Here is a 24,347-nt window from a genome sequence, read left to right on the forward strand (position 1 = left end):
AGAGTACGGGTCCTCAAGATGGACCCACTTTTCACGCCCGATCAGCCTTTGCCCTCTTTCGCTGAGCGTCTGGCGACGCTCGACAGCATTCTGCCGCCCGATGATTTCGCTCGTCTCGTCGATGAGGTGGAGAAGCTGGTCGAGACCGAGCGCAGCTATTTGCCGGCGCATAAGAAAGGCGGCACCGTCGCCTATGAGACATTGGAGCTGAAGGCGCCGAGCCTCGTCGCGCTCTATCGCTCACCAGGCTTGCAGGCGCTGGTCTCGGACATCGTCAAGCTCCGAATCGAGCCGACACCCTTGCATGACCAAAGCTCCTGCTCGGTGCTCTTCTATGAGAAGCCAGGCGACCATATCGGCTGGCACTATGACCATAATTTCTACAAGGGCCGGCATTTCACCGTCCTCATACCGCTCATCAACCGCGGGCGCGAACCCAACGGCCTCTCGCAAGCGCGGCTGATGGTCAGGCAGAAGGGCCGTGAGCGCGTGATCCCGACGCCGCCCAATGCCATGATCGTCTTCGAAGGCGCGACTGTGCGCCATAAGGTGACGCCCATTGCCGAAGGCGAGAAGCGGGTGATCTGGAGCATGACCTATTGCGCCGATCCGCGGAATTCCGCCCTGCAAGGGATGGCGCGCAGGGTCAAGGACACGGCCTTCTTCGGCCTGCGGGCGCTCTGGACCTGAGTGACCTCCGGAACTGGCGCTTTCATGGGCTGGGATGCCAGAATAGGGAAAATGCCATCCCTTTCCCCTGCCCCAGGAGCCTCGCATGCCCAAAATGTCCGCCTCCGAAGCCTTCGTCGAGACGCTCGCCGCCTATGGCGTCAAGAATGTGTTCGGCATCGTGGGCTCGGCCTATATGGACGCGCTCGATCTGTTCCCGACCGCCGGCATCCGTTTCATCCCGACGGCACATGAGCAAGGCGCCGGCCACATGGCGGACGGCTATTCGCGGGTCTCCGGCCGCCATGGCGTCTGCATCGCCCAGAACGGCCCCGGCATCACCAATTTCGTGACCTCGACGGCGGCGGCCTATTGGGCGCATTCCCCGGTCGTCGTCGTGACCCCCGAGACGGGCTCCGGCACCATGGGCCTCGGCGGATTCCAGGAGACGGAGCAGCTGCCGATCTTCTCCAAGATCACCAAATACCAGGCGCATGTGGCGAAGCATCCGCGCATGGCCGAGCTCACCGCGCGCTGTTTCGACATGGCGATGTCGGAGAGAGGCCCCACCCAGCTCAATATCCCGCGCGACAATTTCTATGGCGAGGCGGATTACGAGATCGCCAGGCCGCGCAAGATCGCCCGCGGTCCCGGCGCCGATGCCGATCTCGACGAGGCGGCCGACCTCCTCAGCAAGGCGAAGTTCCCGGTCATCGTGTCGGGCGGCGGCGTCATCTTCTCCGATGGCGTTGCCGAATGCGTGGCGCTCGCGGAACAGCTCTCCGCGCCCGTCGTCAATTCCTATCTGCACAATGACTCATTCCCGGCCAAGCATCCGCTGTGGTGCGGCCCGCTCGGCTATCAGGGCTCCAAGGCCGGCATGAAGCTCATCGCCGAGGCCGATGTCGTGCTGGCGCTGGGCACCCGCCTCGGCCCCTTCGGCACGCTGCCGCAGCACGGGCTCGACTACTGGCCCAAGAACGCGAAGATCATCCAGGTCGACAGCGATCACCGCATGCTGGGCCTCGTCAAGCAGATCTCGGTCGGCATCGTCGGCGACGCCAAGGAGGCGGCGAAGGCGCTCTCCTACCGTCTCGCCAACCGCAAGCTCGCCTCGTCCGCAAATGCCGACGAGCGCAAGAAGAAGATCAAGGCGGAGAAGGATGCCTGGGAGAAGGAACTCGACAGCTGGACGCATGAGAAGGACGGCTGGTCGCTCGAGATCGCCAAGGGCTCGCCCTACATGCATCCGCGCCAGATGCTGCGCGAGCTCGAGAAGGCGATGCCGGAGAATGCCATGGTGTCGACCGACATCGGAAATATCTGCTCGGTGTCCAATTCCTATTTGCGCTTCAACCAGCCCAATTCGATGTTCGCGGCGATGAGCTTCGGCAATTGCGGCTATGCGCTGCCCGCCATCATCGGCGCCAAGGTGGCCGCCCCCGACCGGCCGGCCGTGGCCTATGTCGGCGACGGCGCCTGGGGCATGAGCTTCGCCGAGATCCTGACCTGCGTGCGCGAGGACATCCCGGTGACCGCGGTCGTCTTCCACAACAAGCAATGGGGAGCCGAGAAGAAGAACCAGGTCGATTTCTACGACACGCGGTTCTTAGGGGTTAATCTCAAGAATCCGAGCTGGGCCGAGGTCGCGCGCTCGCTCGGGGCCGAAGGCCAGACCATCGATAAGCTTGGCGATGTCGGCGAGGCGCTGGACAAGGCCTGCGCTGCCCAGAAGAAGGGTAAGACCACGGTCATCGAAGTCATGGTCACGCAGGAACTGGGCGACCCCTTCCGCCGTGACGCGCTCAAATACCCCCAGCGCCTGCTCGACAAGTACAAGCACACGAATGTGAAGGCTCCTGCCTGATATGCAGGATCGGCTGGTGTGCCGGGTGGGAAGTTCCTGCTATTGAGGCGCAGGAATGCCCCATTCGGATAAGACCAGTTCCGCGCTGACACCCCCTGAAGTGCGCTCGATCATCTTCGGCGTGATGGTGGCGATGTTCCTCGCCGCCCTCGACCAGACCATTGTCGCGACCGCCATGCCGACGATCGGGCGGCTGCTCGGCGATTTCGAGAATCTCCCCTGGGTCGTCACCACCTATCTCCTGACCTCGACGGCGGTCACCCCGCTCTATGGCAAGATATCAGACATCGCCGGAAGGCGCGTGACGCTGCTGGTGGCCATCGGCATATTCATCGTGGGCTCGATCCTCTGCGCCCTTGCGCCGACGATGCTGGCCCTGATCCTGGCGCGGGCGCTCCAGGGCTTGGGCGGCGGCGGGCTGATCTCGCTGGCGCAGACCATCATCGCCGATATCGTGTCGCCCAAGGAACGGCCGCGCTATCAGGGCTATATCGCCAGCGTCTTCGCGACATCGAGCATCGCCGGGCCGGCGCTCGGCGGCTTCATGGCCGAAAAACTGCATTGGTCGGCGATCTTCTGGATCAACCTGCCGCTCGGCCTCCTGGCCTTCTGGATGACGAATTCGCTGCTCAAGAAGCTGCCGCGGCATGAGAAGCCGCATAGGCTCGACTTCCTCGGCGCCGGGCTGATGATCATCGCCACCACCGCCCTGTTGTTGGCGCTGAGCCTCGGCGGCCCGCATTACGCCTGGACATCGGCGCCGATCCTCGGCCTGCTCGCGGCCTTTCTCCTGTTCTCGATCGCCTTCATTGCCCGCCTGAAGACCGCGCCCGAGCCCTTGATCCCCATCGAAATCCTTGCCAACCCTGTCGTCGCGATGGGCATCGCCGCGGCCTGCTCGGCCATCGGCGTATTCATCGGCCTCACCATCTACACGCCGATTTTCCTCGAGGGCATGTATGGGCTCACCGCCAGCCAGTCCGGCTTCACGCTCATCCCGCTGATGGTGGGCACGGTCGCGGGGGCCACCCTCTCGGGCCGCCTGATGGCGCGCATCACGCATTATAAGCGCCCCACGATGGCGGGCCTCGCCATTGCCGCCGCCTGCCTCGCAGGGGTGTCGCTCGCGCCGCAAGGCCTGCCGCTTGCCGCCCTGGCAGTGATCCTGACGGTGGCGTCCGTCGGCCTCGGCACGGTGTTCCCCCTCACTTTGGTGGCGATCCAGAATGCCGTGCAGCCGCATCAGATGGGCACGGCCACAGGCACATTGAACTTCTTCCGCTCGCTGGGCGGCGCCTTGATCGTCGCCGCCTTCGGGGCCATCGTGATCGGCAGCCTGCCGGCGGACATGGCGGCTCATGTCACTATAGAAAACCTCGCGAGCACCTTCGCCGCCGCCGGCCGCGATATCGGCTCGGTCTTCCGTTGGGTCTTCAGTGCCGCGACCTTGGGCTTGCTGGTGGCTCTTGCGAGCCTCTCTGCGATGGAAGAGCGACCTTTGCGCACTTTCACGCGGCCGGCTGCGGGAGCAGCGGAGTGACCCTCCTCGTCGTCAATGCCGGATCCTCGACCCTCAAATTCGCGCTGTTGGAGGAGCGTCCGGAGCTCGCCTTGCGGTTCAAGGACCAGGTCCAGGGCGCCGGCTCGCAAGCGCTCGCCGCGCTCTTTGCCCGCCTCGCGGCCGAAAAGATCGATGTCACCGGGCTTGCCGGCATCGGCCATCGCATCGTCCATGGCGGCACCGAATTCTCAGGGCCCGTCCTCGTCGATGATAATATCGAGGCGAAGCTCAACCGCTTGCGCCCGCTCGCGCCGTTGCATCAACCCTACGGCCTCGATGCCCTGCGCTTACTTCGGGAAAAGGCGCCGAGTATCCCGCAGGTCGCCTGCTTCGACACGGCCTTCCATGCGACCCAGCCCGAGATCGCCGCACGCTTCCCTTTGCCCGCGTCCTATTTCGAGCGCGGCTATCGGCGATATGGCTTTCACGGCCTCAATTACGAGCATGTCGTCTCGGCACTTCCGGCGCAAACGGGAGCGCCCCTTCCGCGGCGCCTCCTCATCGCCCATCTCGGCAATGGCGCCAGCCTCTGTGCCGTGAAGGATGGCCGGTCGGTCGCCACCACCATGGGATATTCGACGCTCGATGGGCTGGTGATGGGGACACGGCCCGGCGCCCTCGATCCCGGCGTCGTTCTAGCGATCATGAAGGATGATCGTCTAACGCCTGAAGAAATGGAGGAAATCCTCTACCGGAAAAGCGGCCTCCTGGGCTTGAGCGGCCTCACCAGCGACATGCGCTCGCTGCTCGAAAGCTCAGCGCCTCAGGCCCGCAACGCCATCGAGACTTATTGCTACTGGGCCGCGCGGCAGGCGGGCTCCCTCATTGCCGCCATGGGCGGGGTCGACGCCATGGTTTTCACCGGCGGCATTGGCGAGAACGCCGAGCCTGTCCGCCGACGCATCATTCACCATCTTGCCTGGATAAACGCCCTTCCGGTGCATATTGTGCTAGCCAATGAAGAAATGGTCATTGCTCGCCACGTAACAGGATTAATTACCTAACCCTAGGCACCTTGTTAACAAAAAGTAAAGAATCCACACAAATGCCGGACCTGTGCCATAATCTGGGTCTTGACTGATACTTTCGACAGGCGCGGGGAAACACCCTGTAGGAATTTTGGGACGGCATACAAGCTGGGAGACAAGGCATGAGTAAAGCCTTGAGATTGGTATGCGTACTCGCAGCGACCTTGCTCACTACCGCTGGGTCGGTTCAGGGGGAAGACACCAAGGACGTCGCGCGCATGAATGCGGGCGCTGTCACGCTTATTACCGATGGTAACGATATACAGGCTTCGCATTACGCCGCCGATCTCGCGGCGCTGATGGAAGCCGAGCACGATCTGCGCATTCTTCCCGTCATGGGACGTGGGCCCGTCGAGGCGCTACGTGACCTCCTCTTCCTGCGCGGCATCGATGCCAGCATCATCCCGTCCGACACGGTCGCCTATATGCGCAAGCAGGGCCTGGTCGAGGATGTCGAGAAGAAGGTGACCTACATAGCCCGCCTCGGCTCGGCGCAGCTCCATGTGATCGCCCGCAAGGATATCGCGACGCTCAAGGATCTCGCCGGCAAGAAGATCAATGTCGGCGCCGCCAGCGAAGCGCGTTTCGTTACGGCAAGCCTGGTTTTCGAGTCCCTCGGCATCAGTTTCAACGCCGTCGAGGGCCGGGAGACCGAAGCGGCCAAGCTGCTCAAGGACGGGAAGGTCGACGCCATCGTCCTGTTGGCGCCCGAACCCTCGTCCGTCGCCGAAGAGCTGGCCCGGGCCGGCGACTTCAAACTCCTCAATGTCGCCAGCAATGACGAGCTCGATCGGATCTATGCGCCGGCAATGCTCACCGCCCGGAGCTATCGCGGCCTGGCGCCCGAGGGCGCCACCCAGACACTGGGCGTCAGCTATGCGGTTGCCGTCTTCAACTGGAAGAAGGGAACCGATCGCTACTACAAGCTGCGGAAATTCGCCGACGTCCTCTATTCGGGCATCGGTGATCTGCAGACCGGCCAATGGCAGGCCGCCTGGAATGACGTCAATCTTTCTGCTGACCTTCCGGGCTGGACCCGCTATGTGAGCGCCGATGAGTGGCTGGCCGACCGCAAGCGGGCTCGGGCCGAGAGCGAGACCAAGGAAGAGGCCGCCCTCAAGGCCGCGTTCCAGTCCTATCTCGAGCGGAGCAATGCCGGCATCGATTTGAGCGAGATGAAGTCGAGCGCGCTTCAGTAACTGGCGCCGGGTTTGAGGAGTTTGTGATGAAGTCGAAGCGCGCCAAGAAACCTGCGCCGGAAGCCGAGCAGGAAGGCGAGGAAGCGGATCGGGGCCTATGGTTCCTGGGCCGCGAGCTGAAAGGCAAGCCCAAAGCGGACAAGGCCGAGAAGCCGGCCAAAGAGGCAGAGCCTGCCCAGAAGAAACCGGACAAGACCGCGCAACCGCAACAAGAGGCTGCCGAGAATCCGCGCGAGCGGGGGCCGAGCCAGCTCGAAGCCTATATGCGCTATGCCAAGATGCGCGAGCCGCGCGAGGACGAGTCACTCGCGCCGATCGGCAACCGCCGGTTTGTGCCGGGTGAGCATAACGCCGCGAGCAACGAGAACGAGATCGACTGGGATGACGAGACGCCGCGGCGCCGCCGCCGTCCGCCACGCCGCGCTTCGGGCGGCTTGCGGCTGCGGGACGCCGTTATCGCCGGCTTCGCTTCCATCGCCGTCGGCGCGCTCGGTGGCGCCGTCGTCTATGACCGGGCCAATGGCGGCGAGCTCAGCGAAACCGCCTTCGACTCGATCGGCGCCTTCCTGACCGGCCTCAATATCCAGGACAATGCCGTCGCTGCCGCCAATACCGGGGCGATCGTGCCGGAAAGCCGCAGCACGCCGGGATCGTTCAAGAAGCCGGTCACCACAGCAAGGCTTGATGTCAGTGATGCCAAGGGGAATGTGAACACGCCGATCCCGCTGTCGATCAGCGCGGAGCCGGGACAACCGGACCAGGACATCGCCCTGCGCCTCACCGGCCTGCCGGCCGATGCCTATCTCACCGCCGGCACCAAGCTCGCGAACAATGCCTGGCTGCTGAAGCGCGGCGAGGCCCAGGGCGTCAAGCTCATGGTGCCCAAGGCCGAGAGCTCGTCCCTCCTCATCAATGTCGAAGCGATCGAACCGCGTACCGGCGATCTCGCGGCGCCGAGCGAGGAGATCAAGGTCGCCCTCGATGTGCCGGCACCAACGGCCGCATCGAAAGTACTGCCCGCCTCCGCGCCGGCGACCGATACGGTAAAGCGGAATTTCAACCTGCCCCCCGCCGCATCACCGCATGAGACTGCTGCTGCGGCCCAACCGATCCCGGCGCCCATGGAAAGCAAGACCAAGACGGGTACGGCGGACAGCGCGACGCTGCTGCGCAATGGCGACAAGCTTCTCGACATCGGCGACTTCACCGCGGCGCGCGCCTTCTTCCGCCGGGCGCGCGATCTCGGCGACCGCGAAGCCTCGCTGCGCCTCGGCAAGACCTATGATCCGGTCGTGTTCCGCGAGAAGAATGTGCAAGGCCTCAAGCCCGATCCCACCATGGCGCTCAAATACTACCTCGAGGCGCGCACCGCCGGAATCGAGGATGCCGACACCGCCATCAACGGCCTCGAGAGCTGGCTGAAGCAGTAGCCCGCGCACCGAGGGCCGATCACGAGGCGTTGCCTCTCCTCCGCTCCACTCCGTCCTGGCCGGGCTTGACCCGGCCATCCAGTCCTTCAATTTGGAAACGGTCTGACGGAAAGACTGGATGGCCGCCTCAAGGGCGGCCATGACGAGATGGGGATCACGAAGTTGGCCGCCCGAACAGCGCGTTATAGAGCTTACGGTCGCGGCCATAGACGTCCGGGCGGAACTCGATCATGCCGGCATCGCCTCTGAAGGCCGTGCCGTAGATGAGATGCACCGGGATGTGGTCGGTGAACGATGCCCGCGTGGTCTTGCCGCTGGCCCAGGCCGAATCCATCCGCGCCTTCGACCAGCCGCCGAGATCGGGCACCAGCCCATAAGCCAGTTCGACCGGACGCGACAGCCTGATGCAGCCATGGCTGAAAGCCCTCGCCGTCTGCAGGAACTTGTCCTTGGCCGGCGTGTCATGGAGATAGATATTGTGCTTGTTGGGCATCATGAACTTGACCTTGCCCAAGGCATTCTTCGGTCCGGGCTTCTGGCGGAAGGTGAAGGGGAATTTGCCGGGCCCATAGGCCGACCAGTCGATCGATCCCCAGGAGGCGAGTTTGCCCGCGACGAAGACCTCGAAATCACCCGCATAGGCAAAAGGATTGCGCCTGAGCCGCGGCAGCATCTCCTTGGTGGCGATGCTGTAGGGCACCGTCCAGGTCGGATTGAACTCGACATATTCGAGCTCGTCGGAAAATTCCGGCGTCTGTGTCGCCGGCGCCCCCACTACTGTGTTCATCCGGTCGATGATGGTGTTGGCCTGGATACGCTGCAGCTCGAAAGAGGCGATATTGACGAGGAAATGATAGTCGCCGAGATTTTCCGGCATCCAGCGCCAGCGTTCCATATTGAGCATGATCTGGCGTACGCGCTCCTCGACCGGCACGTTCATGGCGATGATCGTCTGCTTGCCGATGAGGCCTTTCGCCTCGAGCCCGTGCCGCGCCTGGAAGCGCTTCACGCCGATGGCGAGCTGCTCGTCATAGAAATCGGGATCGCCCGGCGTCTGCCACTCATAATCGCCGGTGGCGCCGAGCAGCTTGCGCACCTCGGCGACGCGCGGCTCGGTCATGCCAGGCTTCAAATTCTCGCCAGGCTCGATCGTGCCCCAGCCTCCCTTGGCTTCGAGATCGCGATAGTCCCGGAGGAGCTTCTTCAACGCCTGGTATTGCGGGTTCTTCGGCTCGAACACATTGAGATACTGGGTGGGCCCGCGATATTTGTTCATGTCGGTCAGGACAGCCAGCACATCGACCGTCTTGCGGTTGCGGAAGAGCCGCGGGTCGACCTTCTGCGGGATGACCCGGCCGGTCTTGAGATCGGAGGCATAGGCGACGAAGAAGGCCGAGAAATAGAGCTCGGCCCTGGCGGCGCTCATCGGATCATTCGCATCGAGCCCGTCGCGCAGATCGATCAGCGTGTCGATCGGATAGTCGTCCGGATTGAGCCCGTCATCCTCGGCATCAAGCAGCCTCTGGATGAAGGGCGTCATGCGCCCGGTGCCGACCCAATAGACGGTGCCGCCATTGTCGACATAGTGGGTCTTGAGCTGCTGCCTAATGCGCTCCAGTGGCAATTCCAGGCGCTCAGGAGCCGCGAGCATCAGCGCGATCGACGACGTCATGTCGCCATAGGAAGGGCCCGCCGAGCGATCGCCTTTGCCGGCGAAGGCGGGCATGGCGAAAGCCAGTGTCACGATGAGCGCCAGCGCTGTCGTCGCACGACGTAAAGTCATTATCCGGCCTCCGCAACCCATCCGCATCACATCATCGGCAATCTCAACGATTCAGGCAATGGCGTCATACATTGAGCAGCAGATATTCGCGCTCCCACGAGCTGATGACGCGGCGATAATGCTGCATCTCCTCGTGCTTGACGTCCTGGAAGGCCTCGACGAATTTCTCGCCCAGCACCTGCTTGAAGGATTTGGTGTAGTTCAACTTGTCGAGCGCCTCATCGAGGCTGATCGGCAAAGTATGGGCATAGCGATAGGCCGAGCCCTCGACCGGATCGGAAGGCTTCAGCCGCTCGATCATGCCGAGATAGCCGCAGGCGAGCGAGGCGGCGAAAGCGAGATAGGGATTGGCATCGGCGCCCGGCACGCGGTTCTCGACCCTGAGATTGGAAGGATCGGAGGACGGGACCCTGAGCGACACCGTGCGGTTGTCGATGGCCCAATGGACATTGGTCGGCGCGTCGGATTCGGGCACCAGCCTGCGGTAGGAGTTCACATTGGGGGCGGCGAGTGGCAAGGCGGCGGCAAGATAGCGCTGCAAGCCGGCAATATGCGCGAGGAACAGCTTTGACGGCTTGCCGTCCCTGCCGGCAAAGACGTTCTTGCCCGTCTTCACGTCCATGACCGACTGGTGGATATGCATCGACGAGCCGGGCTCGTTCTCATGCGGCTTCGCCATGAAGGTCGCATACATGTCGTGCTTCAGCGCCGCCTGGCGCACGGTGCGCTTGAACAGGAACACCTGGTCGGCGAGCTCGAGCGGATCGCCGTGATTGAAATTGATCTCGAGCTGGGCCGGGCCGCTTTCATGGCTCAGCGTGTCGACGTCGAGCTCCTGCACTTCGCAGAAATCATAGATGTCCTCGACGATGGGATCGAAATCATTGGCGGCGTCGATGCCATAGGCCTGGCCGCCCGCCTCCTTGCGCCCCGATCGGCCGACCGCCGCCTCGAGCGGATAGTCGGGATCGATATTGCGCTTGACCAAATAGAATTCGAGCTCGGGAGCGATGACCGGCCGCCAGCCCTTCTCCTTGTAGAGGTCGAGCACGCGCGTCAGCACATGGCGCGGCGAGATCTCGACCGGCTCGTCATTGAGATGGAAGGCATCGCAGATCACCTGCGCGGTCGGCTCCTTGTACCAGGGCACGAGCCTGATGGTGTTGAAGTCGGGCTGCAGATATATATCGATGGCTGAATCGCTGACGGCGGACGTTTCCCACACATAGCGGCCATTGATGGTCAGAGTGAAAACTTCTTCGGGGATGCGCAAGCCCCGCGACTTGTTGCCTTTCAAAAACTTCGACGGGGGCAAGATCTTCCCCCGGGCCGTTCCGGACATATCGGCCACCAAACATTCCACTTCACTGATCCGGCGTTCACTAATCCATTCCTCAAATTTCGCTTGCGACATGATACCCTATAAAATTGTTACGGGGCCTTACCTTAGCCGGGCTTCTTGACGGAGGAAACAGGGATTGGCATTGGTCTAAGGACCATGCCGGCTTCCATCGATGCGAAATCTTATTACCAGGCCTCTGCCCACCCTTTCCCCCCGCAACCTCGCCTAGAAGGCGAGGTCGAAGCCGATATTTGCGTTATCGGTGCCGGATTTACCGGACTTTCCGCAGCCCTTGAGCTTGCCGAGGCGGGCTACAAGGTCATGGTCCTGGAAGCCCGCCAGGTCGGCTATGGCGCATCAGGACGCAATGGCGGACAGATCTGCACCGGCTTCTCCCCCGGCCAGCAGCGCATCGAGGCGCAGCTCGGCAAGGAAGATGCGCTCAAATGTTTCGCCATCGCCGAGGAAGCCAAGAAGCTCATCGTCGAGCGCATCGCCAAATACAAGATCGATTGCGACCTCGAATGGGGCTACCTGCATGCGATACCCAAGCCCTCGCAATTCGAGGACTTGCGCGAATGGAAGGATGAATGGGACGCGCTCGGCTATACCGACACGCAAATCCTGAGCAAGGCCGAGCTCGAGGAGCGCCTCGGCACGACCATCTATCACGGCGCCTTGCGGGAAGGCGGCGCCGGTCATTTCCATCCGCTGAACTATTGCCTGGGACTGGCCAAGGCCGCGATGGCCGCCGGCGCGCAGATCTTCGAGAACTCTGCCGTTCTCGATGTCGATCAGGGCCCCACTGTCACGGCGCGCACGGCGCACGGAAAAGTCCGCGCCAAATTCATGATCATCGGCTGCAATGCCTATATCGGGCGGATGATACCTCAACTCTATGGCCGCATCATGCCGGTCACGAGCTATATCATCGCGACCGAGCCTCTGGGCGAGAACCGGGCGAAATCCTTGATCCGAAACAATGACGCGGTCGCCAACACGAATTTCATCGTCGACTATTTCCGCCTGACCAAGGATACGCGCCTTCTCTTCGGCGGCCGCGCCAGCTATTCGACGCTCGAGCCGCCCAATCTCGGCAAATATATGCGCCCGCGCATGCTATCGGTCTTCCCGCAGCTCAGCGACGTCAAGGTCGATCATGCCTGGGGCGGCTATATCGCCATCACCTCCAACCGCATTCCCGATTGCGGCAGGCTCGCCCCCAACATCTACTATGCGCATGGCTATTCCGGCCAAGGCGTGGCGCTCGCCGGCATGTATGGAAAGCTGATGGCGGAATGCGTCAAGGGGCAGTCGGAGCGTTTCGATCTCCTGGCGCGCATCAAGCACTTGCCCTTCCCGGGCGGTCCGATCCGAACTCCCCTCCTCGTCGCGGCGATGCTGTTCTACCGGCTTCGTGATGCGCTCAGCTAGCGCGGTGCGTAGGCGGCCGTAATCCCCCGATAGGTCTTGGGCAGCGGGAAAGCGAGATCGCCGCGCTTGCTCGTCCGCAAGCCGAGGCCCACCAGCGCCTCGGCGAATTTCACGGCCGCGGCGACACCGTCGATGACCGGGATCTGCAACTGATCCTCGAGATAGCGCGTGAGATCGGCCATGCCGGCGCAGCCGAGCACGATGGCGCCGGAACTGTCTTCGGCCACCGCCTTCTCACATTCGGCGAGGATGCGCGAGCGCGCGGTCGAGGTCGGATCTTCGAGCTCGAGAACCGGTATGCCCACCGCGCGCACCCGCCGGCAATGCTGGGTCATGCCATAGTTACGGACCAGATGCTCGGCGATGATCTGCGTACGCTCGAGCGTCGTGACGATGGAGAAGCCGGTGGCGATGAAGCTCGCGGCATGCATCGCCGCCTCGGCGATGCCGAGCACCGGCGCCGTCGTGAACTCGCGCGCCGCAAGCAGGCCCGGATCGCCGAAACAGGCGATCACATAGGCATCGGCATCGGGATGATCTCTAATCGCCTCGATCAGGCCGATGACGCTGATCGCCTCGTCATAATGCCCCTCGATCGAGGCAGCACCCGATTTCGATGTCGCCGCCGATATCTCGGTCATCGGCGATGCCACGCGCCGCGCCGCATCGGCGATCGTCTCGGTCATAGCTTCGGTCGTATTCGGGTTGATCACCCGGATGCGCGTCTTGTGGGGCCGTCCTGCGTCCATCATGAAACCTGAGCTTGTGCAACATGGTGACAACGAACCGTTGAGGCCGCGACCAGCGACGGATCGGGCGCCATCGTCCGGCACTCGTGCGAAGCCAGCGGACAGCGCGGATGATAGGTGCAACCGGGTGGCGGGCTGATCGGGCTCGGCAGATCGACGGCGACGGGCACACGCTCGCGATCGGGATGGAGAAGGTCAGGCACCGAGCCCAAGAGAAACTTCGTATAAGGGTGTTTGGGGCGATCGAATATCTCGTCGGCCGGCGCCTCCTCGACAATGCGGCCGAGATACATCACCGCCACCCGGTCCGACACATGGCGCACGGCCGACAGATTATGGCTGATGAACAGATAAGTGAGGCCGAGATCGTTCTGCAGATCGGCAAGCAGGTTCAGGATCTGCGCCTGGACCGACACATCGAGCGCCGAGGTCGGCTCGTCGCAGACCAGGAATTCAGGCTCGGCCGCAAGCGCCCGGGCAATGGAGATGCGCTGGCGCTGGCCGCCGGAGAATTCATGCGGATAGCGTCCGGCGTCGCGGCTGCCGAGGCCGACCGTGTCGAGGAGCTTATGCATGCGCCGTTCGGTGCCCTTGCGGCTGTCGCTAAGACCGAGCTCGCGGATCGGCTCGGCGATGATGTCGCCCACCCGCCAGCGCGGATTGAGGCTGGCAATGGGATCCTGGAAGATCATCTGCGTGCGCAAGCGGCCTTTGCGGCCGCGTCCGGCTGCGAAATCGAACCTGCCGCGCGTCGGGGCCTGGAGGCCGACCACCATGCGCGCGACCGTCGATTTGCCGCAGCCGGACTCGCCGACGATGGAGAAGGTCGTGCCACGCGGAATCTCGAAGGAGATGCCATCCACGGCCTTCACCATGCGCGACGGTCTGCCGAACACCGTGTGGTCGAGCCAGGATTGCGGCAGATGAAACCAGCAAGCGATGTCAGTGGCTTTGAGAGCGGGCTGTTCACAAGCGGACATGTGCCACCTCCCGTTCCAAGTGCCAGCATGCGGCCTGGCTCGCACCAGCGGCCATCAAGGGCGGCCGCTCGCTGCGGCATTGCTCGTTGGCAAGACGGCAGCGCGGATGAAAGGCGCATCCCGACGGCATCGCATTCAAACGGGGCATTGCGCCGTCGATCTGGGTGAGACGTTCGCAGCGCTCCGTCAGGCTCGGGATCGAGCCGATGAGGCCTTTCGTATAAGGATGCCGCGGATCGCGGATGATCGCGGCGACCGGTCCCAGCTCGACGATACGGCCGGCATACATGACGGCGACACGGTCCGCGGTCTCGGCGATGACGCCCATGTCATGGGTGATCAGCATCATGGCGGTGCCGCGGTCGCGGCACACCCGCTTCAGCAAGGCCGTGATCTGCGCCTGGATCGACACATCGAGCGCCGTCGTCGGCTCATCGGCGATGACGAGCTCGGGCTCGGCGCACAAGGCCAAAGCGATGACCACGCGCTGGCGCATGCCGCCCGAGAACTGGTGCGGATATTGGCCGATCCGGAGCTCGGGCGATGGAATGCCAACCTCCTGCAGCAAGGTGATGGCGCGCTGGGCGGCCTCGGTGCGCGACAAGGGCAGATGCACGCGCATAGTCTCGACGAGTTGGTCGCCGACCGTCAACAGCGGATTGAGCGAGGTGAGCGGATCCTGGAAGATCGCGCCGATGGTGCGGCCGCGCAGCTTCTGCATCTCGCGCATGGGCAGCCGGTCGATCCGCCGTCCGGAGACATAGATCTCGCCTGCGGCGATCCGGCCTGAGGATTCGAGGAGACCGATGACCGCCGCGCCCGTCAGGGATTTGCCGGCGCCCGATTCACCGACAACGCCCAAGATCTCGCCGCGCCCGATCGAGAGATCGATGCCGCGGATCGCGGTCAGGACACCGCGCCGCGTCGGGAACTCGACGACGAGATTGCGGATATCGAGGACCGGACCGGTAAAGGGAGCCTGAACCGGCGCTTCGATCGATATGGCGCTTTGGGCGGTCACGTCTCAGTTCACCTCGAAGGGCAAGGCGCCGTCGCGGCTCACAACCTGGCCGCGCTTCATGACCAGGCGCCGCGGCCGGCATGAGGCAACGGCCTCGGCCAGCGCTTCGCCGTCGACCAACATGAGGTCGGCGATATTGCCGGCAGCCAGGCCATAACCCTTGATGTCCATGACCTTGGCGCCGCCCACCGTCACCACATCGAAGATGCGCCTGATGTCGCGGTCGCGGCTCAGATAGTTGCGTTCGCCCAGATACATCACGCGCTCCAGCATGTCGCCCGAGCCCCAGGGATGCCAGCAGTCGCGGATGCCGTCCGAGCCCGAGCACACGGTCACGCCGGCGTCGAGCGTGCGGATGAGCGGCGGACACGGCCAGCCCGACGGCCCCGTCGTCATCACCGCGATCCCGGCCTTGGCGAGATCCTCCAGCATGCGGCCGACCACGAGATAATCGCCATGGCCGAGGCAGAAGGCATGGCTGACCGTCACCTTGCCGTTGAGGCCCTGCGCCTTCGTGCGCTCGACGATCATGCCCATGGTGAAGAGGCCGAGCTCGCCCGGCTCATGCAGATGGATGTCGATTGGCTTGCCATGCTTCTCGGCAAGCTTGAAGACCGTGTCGAGATGGCCTTTCGGATCCTTGTCCATCGATGAGGGATCGAGGCCGCCCACCACCTCGGCGCCCATCGCCAGGGCCTTGTCCATCAGCTCCACCGTGCCCGGCCTGATCATCATGCCGGACTGCGGAAAGGCGACGATCTCGATATCGATGAAGGGCGCATATTTCTCGCGCGTCGCCATGACGCCCTCGACGCCTTTCAGGCCATGCACCGTGTCGATATCGACATGGCTGCGGATATGGGTGGTGCCGCGCGCGACCGAGATCGCCACCTGGCGGGCCGACTGGCGCGCCGGGTCGAGGCCAAGCTTCGTCTTCATCTCGCGCTCGTTGGTGATCTTGTCGATGAGCGTGTAGCCGACGTCATTGACGTTCCACTTCATGCCGAAGAGCGTCTTGTCGAGATGGGTGTGGGCTTCGATCAGGCCGGGCAGCAGGATGGCGCCGGCGCCGTCGATCACCTCGGCACTCGCCCCTGCACCGGCCGCGCCGATCGCGGCAATGCGGTCGCCGCTGATGGTGATGTCGGTCGCCGTCTCGCCCCAGGGACGGACATTTTTGAGGATCGTCTTCTTGGTCACGTGAACACCTTTCGCGAAATCATTGCAGCTTGGGATTGAGAGCGTCGCGCAGCCAGTCGCCGAGCAGGTTGACGGCCAGGATGATGAGGCCGAGCTGGAAGGCCGGGAACAGCACCACCCACCAGCTGCCGGAGAAGAAATACTGGTTGCCGATGCGGATCAGCGTGCCGAGCGAGGGCTGGGTCACCGGCATGCCGACGCCGAGGAACGACAGCGTCGCCTCGGCGAGGATGGCGAGGCCGAGATTGAGGGTCGCGGTGACGAGCACCGGCGTCATCACATTGGGCAGGATATGGGTCAGGAGAATGCGGGGCGTGCGCACTTCGAGGATGCGGGCGGCGAGCACATATTCCTTGCGCGCCTCGACCATGGCGGAGGCCCTGACGATGCGCGCATACTGCACCCAGGAGGTGATGGCGATCGAGGCGGTGAGGATGACCGGCGCGAAAGCATCGCGCAGGTTGACCGGCAGCAATTCCCGGAACACGGCGCTGACCAGGATCGCCACCAGCAAGGTCGGGATCGACAATACGAAGTCGCCGACGCGCATCAGGAGATTGTCGACATGGCCTCCGGCGAAACCGCAGATCAAGCCGACCGCGATGCCGATCGCCATGGAGGCGATGACGCTGGCGAAGCCGATCAGCAAGGAGATGCGCGAGCCGTAGAGGATCGCCGACAGTACGTCCCGGCCCTGCACGTCGGTGCCGAGAAGATAGGGCCAAGCGCCGCCTTCGTTCCAGATCGGCGGCAGCTCCGCCTGGTCGAGGAAGAGCTGGGTCAGGTCGTAAGGGTTCTGCACCGCGATCAAAGGCGCCAGAAAGGCCGTCAGCGCGACGATCAGAAGGACCAGCGCCGAAGCGACCGCCATCGGCGTCCCCCGGAAGCTGTAAGCGAGATCGCTGTCCCAGGCCTCGCTCAGGCGCCGGCGCCACTCTGCCAGGCGGCCGGCCTGGCCTGCTTCGTCAATGTGCATGATAGCCTCGCGCCGCGCCGGCTTGCCGCAATCTGGGATCGACCCACAGATAGATCAGGTCGACGATGGTGTTGATGGTGACGAAGATCGCCGACACGATCATCAGATAGGCGGCCATGACCGGGATATCGATGAACATGACGGCCTGCACGAAGAGCTGGCCCATGCCCGGCCACTGGAAGACCGTCTCGGTAACGAGCGCGAAGGCGATCAGGTCGCCGATCATCATGCCGGTCATGGTGACGACCGGCATCAGGCAGTTCCTGAGCGCATGGCGGAAATGGACCAGCCGGTTGGGCAAGCCGCGGGCCCGGGCGAACTTGACATAGTCGGTGCGCAGTACTTCGAGCATCTCGGCCGTCACCAGGCGCATGATGAAGGAGATCTGGAACATGGCGAGCGATGCCGCCGGCATGATCAGCGCCCGGCGACCGCTCGGCGTCAGGAGGCCGGTCGACCACCAGCCGAATTTCACGACGTCGCCGCGCCCGAAGGCCGGCAGCCAGTTGAGCTGGACCGCGAAGACGAGGATCAGGAGGATGCCGATGACGAAGGAGGGAATGGACACGCCGATCATCGAGAACATGGTGAGGAGACGGGCGATGGGGCTCCCCTTGCGGATCGCGGCATAGACGCCGAGCGGAATGCCGACACAAAGCGCGATCACAGTGGAGACGAGGACGAGCTCGAGCGTCGCCGGGAAGCGCTCGGCGATCAGCGACATCACCTCCTGCTGGTTGCGGTAGGAGATGCCGAAGTCGCCCTGCGTGGCGCGGGTGACGAAGGTCACGAACTGCATGATGAAATTCTGATTGAGGCCGAGGCGCTCGCGCAGCGCATCGCGTTCCGCCTGGGTCGCCTGCTCGTTCAGCATCAGCTGGATCGGATCGCCCAGGAACTGGAAGACCATGAAGGCGACGAAGGCCACGGCGAGCATCACCGCCGCCGCATTGCCGATGCGCTTGATCACCATCGAGATCATGGGTCAGCCTCCTCTCCTAGTGGAGGCCGGGAACCGCGCAAGGCGGCTCCCGGCGATCCGGCGTCACTTGAGGACGGTCAGCCAGTGGCGTGACTTGTTGTCGGAGAGTTGTACCACGCTCTTCACCTTGGGACCGAGAGCCCAGGCCATCGGCTGCTGGTGCAGCGGCAGGAAGTCGACATTGCTCTTGAGCTTGAGCAGCGCCTTGGACTGGAGCGCCAGGCGCTTCTCACGGTCGAGCTCCTTGGCGGCCGCGTCGATCAGCTGGTCGACCTCGGCGTCCTTCCAGCCGCCCCAGTTGAACACGCCCGAGGTGCCGGTCTTGGAATGGGCAACCTGGACCAGGATCGAATAGCTGTCGATCATCGGCTCATTGGCCCAGCCGAGGATGCCGACATCGAACTTGCCGCTCTCGAACTTGACCGTCTGGATGCTGGTCGGCGCCGTGTCGAGGCTGGGCTTCAGCCCGATCCGCGCCCACATGGCGGAAACCGCCTGGCAGATCTCTTCTTCATTCACATAGACATTGTTGTCGCAGACCATGGTGAAGCTGAAGCCATCGGGATAGCCCGCTTCGGCGAGGAGCGCCTTGGCTTTCTCCGGATCATAGCCCAGCCGCTCGTCGAGATCGGCGACATAGCCCGGTATCGCCGGCGCCACCATCGAGCCCGTATTGCGGGAGAGGCCGCGCATGACCTTCCTCTGCAGCACATCGATATCGATGGCGCGGTAGAGGGCTTCGCGCACCTTGATGTCGTTGAAAGGGTTCTTGGCCCCGTCCGCCACGAGCTTCTCCGCCCGGTTGAACAGGAAGAAGACGGTGCGCAATTCGTTGCTGGCGAGCACCTGGACGCCTTCCGTCTGCTTGAGGCGCGGAATGTCCTGCAGCGGCGCCTTCTCCATGTAGTCGATCTGGCCCGACAAGAGGGCCGCGACCGCGGTCGCGGGCGAGGCGATCGGCGTGAAGACGATCCGGTCGATATTATGACGCGGCTTGTCCCACCAGTCCTTGTTGACCTCGAAGACCGTTTCGACATCGGGCTTGCGCGACACCACCTTGAAGGGCCCGGTGCCGTTGGCATGGGTGGTGGCATAGCCTTCGACGCCCGCACCGACATCGGTCGGCGCCGTGGCATTGTTGGCGACGAGCCATTCCTTGTCGAAGATGAAGATGTTGGTCAGGTCGTTGAGGATCAGCGGATAATTCTCGGTGACCTTGATGTCGACGGTGTAGTCGTCGATCTTCTCCGCGCCCTGATAGGCCGGCAGGTTGCCGCGCAGCGGCGATTTCGGATCGCTCACCCGGGTCAGCGAGGCGATGACGTCATCGGCCGTGAACGGCGCCCCGTCATGGAACTTGACGCCCTTGCGCAAGTGGAAGCGCCTGACCGTCGGCGAGATGTCTTCCCATGAGGTGGCGAGCGCCGGCTCGATCTTGAGCTGGTCGTCGTAACGAACGAGCCCTTCATAAGCATGGTTCAGCGTCGAGATGGTGAAGGTGCTGCCATAGGAATAGGGATCGAGCGAATCCATGTCGCGCGACGCACCCCAGCGCAACTCCTCGGCATTCGCCGAGGCCGCCAGCGGCAGCATGAGCGCCGCCATGACGCCCATGCCGGGCAATGACAGCTTGGTGAGTGATTTCATTTAGTCCCTCCTCTTCGGGTCATTTCCATCCGGCAGCGCCAATGACTGGCCGTCTTCGATCGACCATGCCTGCCCTGCCCTTCGCGGCGTTCTGATGCGCCGCTTCGAACGGCTCACGGTGGAGCCGGAAATATTCGCATACACTATCTCGTCAAAACTGTATACATTTATTTTCAGATAGTGTAGACAATAGCCACCGAGAGGGTGAGGCAGTATCGTGATTGGCAGGCATGATTCGCAGGAACACAGATCACTCGAACACCGCCAGCCGGGGGGCGCCGAAAGGCAAACGCGCCAGCCGCGCGGGGAATTTGGCCGAGCATGTCTATACCTCGCTCAGGCGCGCGATCATCGAGCAGGCGCTCGCTCCCGGCACGAAACTTCCCGAGGATTCGGTCGGCACGAGCTTTGGCGTCAGCCGCACGGTGGTGCGCAGCGCCATCGTCCGGCTCGTTGCCGAAGGCCTGGTGGTCCAGCAGCCGAATATGCGCGCCACCGTCGCCTCGCCCAGCCTCGAGGAAGGGCGGGCGATCTTCCGCGTCCGTCGGGGTCTCGAGCGCATGGTCATGGAGGAGCTCGGGCCGCGGCTCGAGCCTCAGCAATTGGCGCGGCTGCGCGCCCATGTGGCGAGCGAAGAGGAAGCGAAGCGCCATGCGGAGCCCGAATCGATCCGGCTCTCGGGCGAGTTCCATCTGCTTCTGGCCCAGTTCACCGGCAACGAGCTGTTGATCCGCTTCATCAGCGAAGTGGTGTCGCGCGGCTCGCTGATTCTGGCGCTCTATGGCCGGCCGCATTCGTCGGAATGCGCCGTGAACGAGCACAGCATCCTCATCGATGCGCTCGAAAGGGGCGACATCAAGGAAGCGATCCGGCTCATGGACGAGCATCTTGTGGCGGTGGCGACGCGCGGCCTGCTCGATACCGATCTCAAGCGCGAGCGCAGCCTGCAGGATATCCTCTCGGCCTATCGCCCGGCCGCCGGCGAAGCCTGATCCGACCGGCCGCTCCGGCAGACCGGTCCGCCACCCTCCTCCACCATGCCAAGCTCGGGACGCACCGCTCATGAGCGAGAAAACAAGCTTCGACTTCAGCACGCTGTCGGAACGGCAGAAATACAAGCTCCTGATCGGCGCCGTCGTGCCGCGCCCGATCGCGCTGGTGACAACAGTCGATCCTGAAGGCCGGATCAACGCGGCACCTTTCAGCTTCTTCAACTGCCTCTCGGCCGAACCGGCGATCCTGGCGCTCGGCGTCGAGAATCACGACGACCTCGCCTTCAAGGATACCGCCCGCAACATCCGCATGACCGGCGTGTTCACGGTCAACATCGTCTCGGACGGCATCCTCAAGGCGATGAATGTCTGCGCGGTGCCTTTCGGGCCCGGCATCGATGAAGTGCGCGAAGCCGGCCTCACCGCGATCGCCGGCGCCAAGGTGGCCGCGCCGCGCATCGGCGAATCTCCCGCCGCCTTCGAATGCCGGCAGCATGTGACGCTCGAGATCGGCGCCTCGCGCCAGATCATCCTCGGCGAAGTGCTGGCGGCGCATGTCAATGCCGCTCTGGTCAATGACCGGTTCCACATCGATCCCTATGGCCTCGACGCCATCGGGCGGATGGGCGGACATGGCTATGCGCGGACCCGCGATTATTTCGACCTGCCGACGATGAGCGTCGCCGAATGGGAAAACGCCAAACGCGCTGCGAGAGCGCAACAAGATCCGCCTCTAAAGTGTATACAATCCAGATAGCAGCATGCCCGCATCCCAACGAACACTCCTGACCGCCGACTGGGTCGTCGGCCATGCCGACGGCCATCATTTGCTCTATCGGCAAGGCGAGGTCGTCTTCGAGCATGGCGAGATCGTCTTCGTCGGCCATGGTTTCGCTGGCGAGGTCGCGGAACGGCGCGATTATGGCCGCGCCCTCATCGCGCCCGGCTTCATCGATCTCGACGCCTTGTCCGATCTCGACACCACGATCCTCGCCTTCGACAACCATCCCTCATGGCGAAAGGGGCGAACCTGGCCCAAGAGCTATATGGATGCGGGGCCTTATGAGATGTACTCGCCGGAAGAGCTCGTCTTCCAGAAGCGGCATGCCTTTGCCCGCCTGATCCGCAACGGCATCACCACCGCTTTGCCGATCGCCTCGCTCTATTATCGCGAATGGGGCGAGACGACGCATGAATTCGCCGGCGCCGCCCGGGCCGCCGAGGAGCTGGGCCTCAGGGTCTATCTCGGCCCCGCTTTTCGCACCGGCAACCCTTATGTCGTGGCGCCCGATCATTTCGAGCTCCATTTCGATGAAGACCGCGGGTTTCGCGGACTTACCGACGCCATCGCCTTCTGCAAAAGCTTCGAAGGCAAGGCTCAAGGCCTCATTCGCACCATGCTGGCGCCCGACCGGATCGAGACCTGCACGGCGGGCCTGCTCCAGCGCACCGCGGCCGCCGGCGCCGATCTCGACGTCCCCATCCGCCTCCATTGCGCCCAAGGCGCCTTCGAGCGTGACACCGTGCGCCGCCTTCATGGCATGACATCGATCGAATGGCTCGAGAGCCTCGGCTTCCTGTCGGAGCGCACGCTGTTGCCGCATGGCATCTTCGTCAAGCCGTCGCGCCATATTCCGGGACCCGGGCGCGACCTCGACATCGTCCGCGAGACGGGTGCCGCTCTCGTCCACTGTCCGCTCGTTTCCGCGCGCTTCGGCGAGGCTCTCGAAAGCTTCAAGAGCTATCGCGAGCGGGGCTTGAGAATAGGACTCGGCACCGACACGTCGCCGCCCGATATGCTGCTCAACATGCAGATCGGTCTCATGCTCTGCCGGCTCGCCGAGCACAGTGTCATCGCCTGCCGGTCGGAGGATTATTTCGACGCCGCGACCCTTGGCGGTGCCGAGGCGCTGGGCCGCGATGATCTGGGAAGGCTCGCTCCCCGATGCCGCGCCGATATCGTCGTCTGGGACCTGGCGAACCCGGATTTGGGCCAGATCATCGATCCCATCCAGACGCTGATGATCGGCGGCACCGGACGCGACGTGCGCAGCGTCGTGATCGACGGCCGCTTCGTCATGGAGGATCGCAAGATTCCCGGCGTCGATTACGCGGCCGACGTCCGGCGCGCCCAGCGCCAGTTCGACGGCCTCATCGCGCGCTACCCCGACCGCACCTTTGGACATCCCAGTGTGTCGGAAATCTTCTCGAGCGCCTATCCGGTCGTCGCGCCGCCGGGCTCATGAATCCTTGTGCTCGGGCAGGCCCTTGCGCTTCGTCTCGGCGAATTCCTCGAGCTGACTTTCGCTCATCGATTCATACATCTCGCGTGACGCCCCCTTGAGCTCGCTCACCTTCTGCTCGCCACGCTTGGCCGCGAGCGCAGCACCTGCGGCCTTCTGTTGCGCTTTGGATTTTGCCGGCATGATGGTTCCTCGCATTGATCACTGAACTCTGCGTCAACGATCTGAAGCGCGGCGGGTTCCCCCTATTCCGGCAACGGCACTCCCCGCGCGCCCTTCTGCCAGGCCTTGAGGCAGAGATAATCGAGCACGATCGTCGCCCCGGCGAGCGCTGTGATCTCGGCATGGTCATAGGGCGGCGACACTTCGACCAGGTCCATGCCGACGAAATCGACATCGGTGAGCTTACGGATGATCGACAAAGCCTGGTGTGACGAGAGGCCGCCAGGGACCGGCGTGCCAGTGCCCGGCGCGAAAGCGGGATCGAGGCAGTCTATATCGAAGGTGAGATAGGCCTTCCCACTACCGACCGTGCGCGCGATCTCTTGCGCCACCTCGGCCGGGCTCAGCTCATGCACCTGGTCGGAATAGAGGATCTTGAAGCCGAAGGTCTGTTCGCCATGAAAGGTGGTGCGGATGCCGACCTGGATCGAGCGCTTCGGATCGATGAGCCCGTCCCGCACCGCATAGTTGAACATCGTGCCGTGATCGATGCGGTCGCCGTCATCGGGCTCGACATCGCGATGGGCGTCGAAATGCACGAGCGCCAAAGGCCCGTGCACCTTGGCATGCGCCTTGAGCAAGGGATAGGAGACGAAATGATCGCCGCCCAGGGACACGAGCCCGGTCCCCTTCTCGATCACCGACAGCGCATGCTCAGAGATCGCCTCGGGCGCCAGATCCTTCCTTCCCCAATCGAAGAAGCAGTCGCCATAATCGACGACGGCGAGCGTGTCGAAAGGATCGAACATCCACGGCCAGTAAGGTCCCCAGGCATGCTCGACGGACGCCTTGCGGATCGCTTCCGGTCCGAAGCGGGTGCCGGGCCGGTTGCTCACCGCCTGGTCGAAGGGAATGCCGGTGACGGCGATGTCGACGCCTGCGAGATCGCGCGTATATTTGCGCCGCATATAGGAGAGCGCGCCGGCATAGGTCGCCTCGAGGTCGGTGCCTTTGAGGTTCTTGCGGCGAAAGGCGCTGTCCCCCGGAACCGAGGTCAGCTTCGAGATTTCGAGGGTCAAGAT

At 63.5% G+C, this 24,347-nt stretch carries 21 protein-coding genes; 10 read left to right on the plus strand and 11 right to left on the minus strand.

The window, feature by feature from the left end:
* Positions 1-18 precede the first annotated feature (18 nt).
* From DS839_RS21665 to DS839_RS21690, 6 genes are all read left to right on the plus strand, one after another.
* Positions 19-690: a HalD/BesD family halogenase gene (locus DS839_RS21665; protein WP_162918717.1), complete on the plus strand. Its 672-nt coding sequence runs from the start codon at positions 19-21 to the stop codon at positions 688-690.
* Positions 691-775: 85 nt separating this feature from the next.
* Positions 776-2,536, plus strand: a complete 1,761-nt coding sequence (gene xsc / locus DS839_RS21670; RefSeq protein ID WP_119272561.1) for a sulfoacetaldehyde acetyltransferase — start codon at positions 776-778, stop codon at positions 2,534-2,536.
* Positions 2,537-2,591: 55 nt separating this feature from the next.
* Positions 2,592-4,076, plus strand: coding sequence for an MDR family MFS transporter (locus tag DS839_RS21675; protein ID WP_119272562.1), 1,485 nt, complete (start codon positions 2,592-2,594; stop codon positions 4,074-4,076).
* Entirely contained in the window at positions 4,073-5,101 is a 1,029-nt protein-coding gene (locus DS839_RS21680; protein ID WP_119272563.1) for an acetate/propionate family kinase, read from the plus strand. The genes DS839_RS21675 and DS839_RS21680 overlap by 4 nt, the downstream gene beginning before the upstream one ends.
* A 146-nt stretch (positions 5,102-5,247) precedes the next feature.
* Positions 5,248-6,324, plus strand: a complete 1,077-nt coding sequence (locus DS839_RS21685) for a TAXI family TRAP transporter solute-binding subunit (RefSeq protein ID WP_119272564.1) — start codon at positions 5,248-5,250, stop codon at positions 6,322-6,324.
* A 26-nt stretch (positions 6,325-6,350) separates the two neighbouring features.
* Positions 6,351-7,754, plus strand: a complete 1,404-nt coding sequence (locus DS839_RS21690) for a hypothetical protein (protein ID WP_119272565.1) — start codon at positions 6,351-6,353, stop codon at positions 7,752-7,754.
* Between the two features lie 154 nt (positions 7,755-7,908).
* On the opposite strand, the gene DS839_RS21695 is transcribed toward DS839_RS21690, so the two are convergent.
* Positions 7,909-9,537 carry a L,D-transpeptidase family protein gene (locus DS839_RS21695; RefSeq protein WP_162918718.1) on the minus strand — a complete coding sequence of 543 codons (1,629 nt, stop codon included), beginning with the start codon at positions 9,535-9,537 and terminating at the stop codon, positions 7,909-7,911.
* 64 nt (positions 9,538-9,601) lie between these two features.
* Complete coding sequence (locus tag DS839_RS21700; protein ID WP_368911823.1) at positions 9,602-10,852, minus strand: glutamine synthetase family protein; 1,251 nt, start codon at positions 10,850-10,852, stop codon at positions 9,602-9,604.
* 183 nt (positions 10,853-11,035) lie between these two features.
* Here DS839_RS21700 and DS839_RS21705 point away from each other — a divergent pair, with 183 nt between their 5' ends.
* Positions 11,036-12,313: an NAD(P)/FAD-dependent oxidoreductase gene (locus tag DS839_RS21705; RefSeq protein WP_119272568.1), complete on the plus strand. Its 1,278-nt coding sequence runs from the start codon at positions 11,036-11,038 to the stop codon at positions 12,311-12,313.
* On the opposite strand, the gene DS839_RS21710 is transcribed toward DS839_RS21705, so the two are convergent.
* The 7 genes from DS839_RS21710 to DS839_RS21740 all read right to left on the minus strand — a co-directional run bounded on the left by DS839_RS21710 (position 12,310) and on the right by DS839_RS21740 (position 19,868).
* A complete protein-coding gene (locus tag DS839_RS21710; protein ID WP_498063230.1) occupies positions 12,310-13,065 on the minus strand; it encodes an aspartate/glutamate racemase family protein in 756 nt (251 codons plus the stop codon). The genes DS839_RS21705 and DS839_RS21710 overlap by 4 nt on opposite strands.
* Positions 13,062-14,042 (minus strand): ABC transporter ATP-binding protein, encoded by a 981-nt coding sequence (locus tag DS839_RS21715; protein ID WP_119272570.1) that lies wholly within the window; start codon positions 14,040-14,042, stop codon positions 13,062-13,064. Before DS839_RS21715 ends, DS839_RS21710 begins: the two co-directional genes overlap by 4 nt.
* Positions 14,029-15,063: an ABC transporter ATP-binding protein gene (locus DS839_RS21720; RefSeq protein ID WP_368911824.1), complete on the minus strand. Its 1,035-nt coding sequence runs from the start codon at positions 15,061-15,063 to the stop codon at positions 14,029-14,031. The genes DS839_RS21715 and DS839_RS21720 overlap by 14 nt, the downstream gene beginning before the upstream one ends.
* A 3-nt stretch (positions 15,064-15,066) precedes the next feature.
* Positions 15,067-16,263 carry an amidohydrolase family protein gene (locus DS839_RS21725; RefSeq protein WP_119272571.1) on the minus strand — a complete coding sequence of 399 codons (1,197 nt, stop codon included), beginning with the start codon at positions 16,261-16,263 and terminating at the stop codon, positions 15,067-15,069.
* 19 nt (positions 16,264-16,282) lie between these two features.
* Positions 16,283-17,239, minus strand: coding sequence for an ABC transporter permease (locus DS839_RS21730; protein ID WP_119272572.1), 957 nt, complete (start codon positions 17,237-17,239; stop codon positions 16,283-16,285).
* Positions 17,229-18,221, minus strand: coding sequence for an ABC transporter permease (locus DS839_RS21735; protein ID WP_119272573.1), 993 nt, complete (start codon positions 18,219-18,221; stop codon positions 17,229-17,231). The genes DS839_RS21730 and DS839_RS21735 overlap by 11 nt, the downstream gene beginning before the upstream one ends.
* A 63-nt stretch (positions 18,222-18,284) precedes the next feature.
* Complete coding sequence (locus DS839_RS21740) at positions 18,285-19,868, minus strand: ABC transporter substrate-binding protein (RefSeq protein WP_119272574.1); 1,584 nt, start codon at positions 19,866-19,868, stop codon at positions 18,285-18,287.
* A 230-nt stretch (positions 19,869-20,098) separates the two neighbouring features.
* On the opposite strand from DS839_RS21740, the gene DS839_RS21745 reads away from it, so the two are divergent.
* The 3 genes from DS839_RS21745 (at position 20,099) to DS839_RS21755 (ending at position 23,106) form a co-directional block, all read left to right on the plus strand.
* Positions 20,099-20,860, plus strand: coding sequence for a GntR family transcriptional regulator (locus tag DS839_RS21745; protein WP_119272575.1), 762 nt, complete (start codon positions 20,099-20,101; stop codon positions 20,858-20,860).
* A 70-nt stretch (positions 20,861-20,930) separates the two neighbouring features.
* Positions 20,931-21,617: a flavin reductase family protein gene (locus tag DS839_RS21750; RefSeq protein ID WP_119272576.1), complete on the plus strand. Its 687-nt coding sequence runs from the start codon at positions 20,931-20,933 to the stop codon at positions 21,615-21,617.
* 4 nt (positions 21,618-21,621) lie between these two features.
* Complete coding sequence (locus DS839_RS21755) at positions 21,622-23,106, plus strand: amidohydrolase family protein (protein ID WP_119272577.1); 1,485 nt, start codon at positions 21,622-21,624, stop codon at positions 23,104-23,106.
* Here DS839_RS21755 and DS839_RS21760 read toward each other — a convergent pair.
* Together DS839_RS21760 and speB are read right to left on the minus strand one after the other, a co-directional pair.
* Positions 23,101-23,286, minus strand: coding sequence for a DUF3008 family protein (locus DS839_RS21760; RefSeq protein WP_119272578.1), 186 nt, complete (start codon positions 23,284-23,286; stop codon positions 23,101-23,103). The genes DS839_RS21755 and DS839_RS21760 overlap by 6 nt on opposite strands.
* Before the next feature lie 62 nt (positions 23,287-23,348).
* Positions 23,349-24,344, minus strand: a complete 996-nt coding sequence (speB, locus tag DS839_RS21765) for an agmatinase (RefSeq protein WP_368911825.1) — start codon at positions 24,342-24,344, stop codon at positions 23,349-23,351.
* Positions 24,345-24,347: the final 3 nt, after the last annotated feature.

This window comes from Taklimakanibacter deserti, from assembly GCA_003574785.1.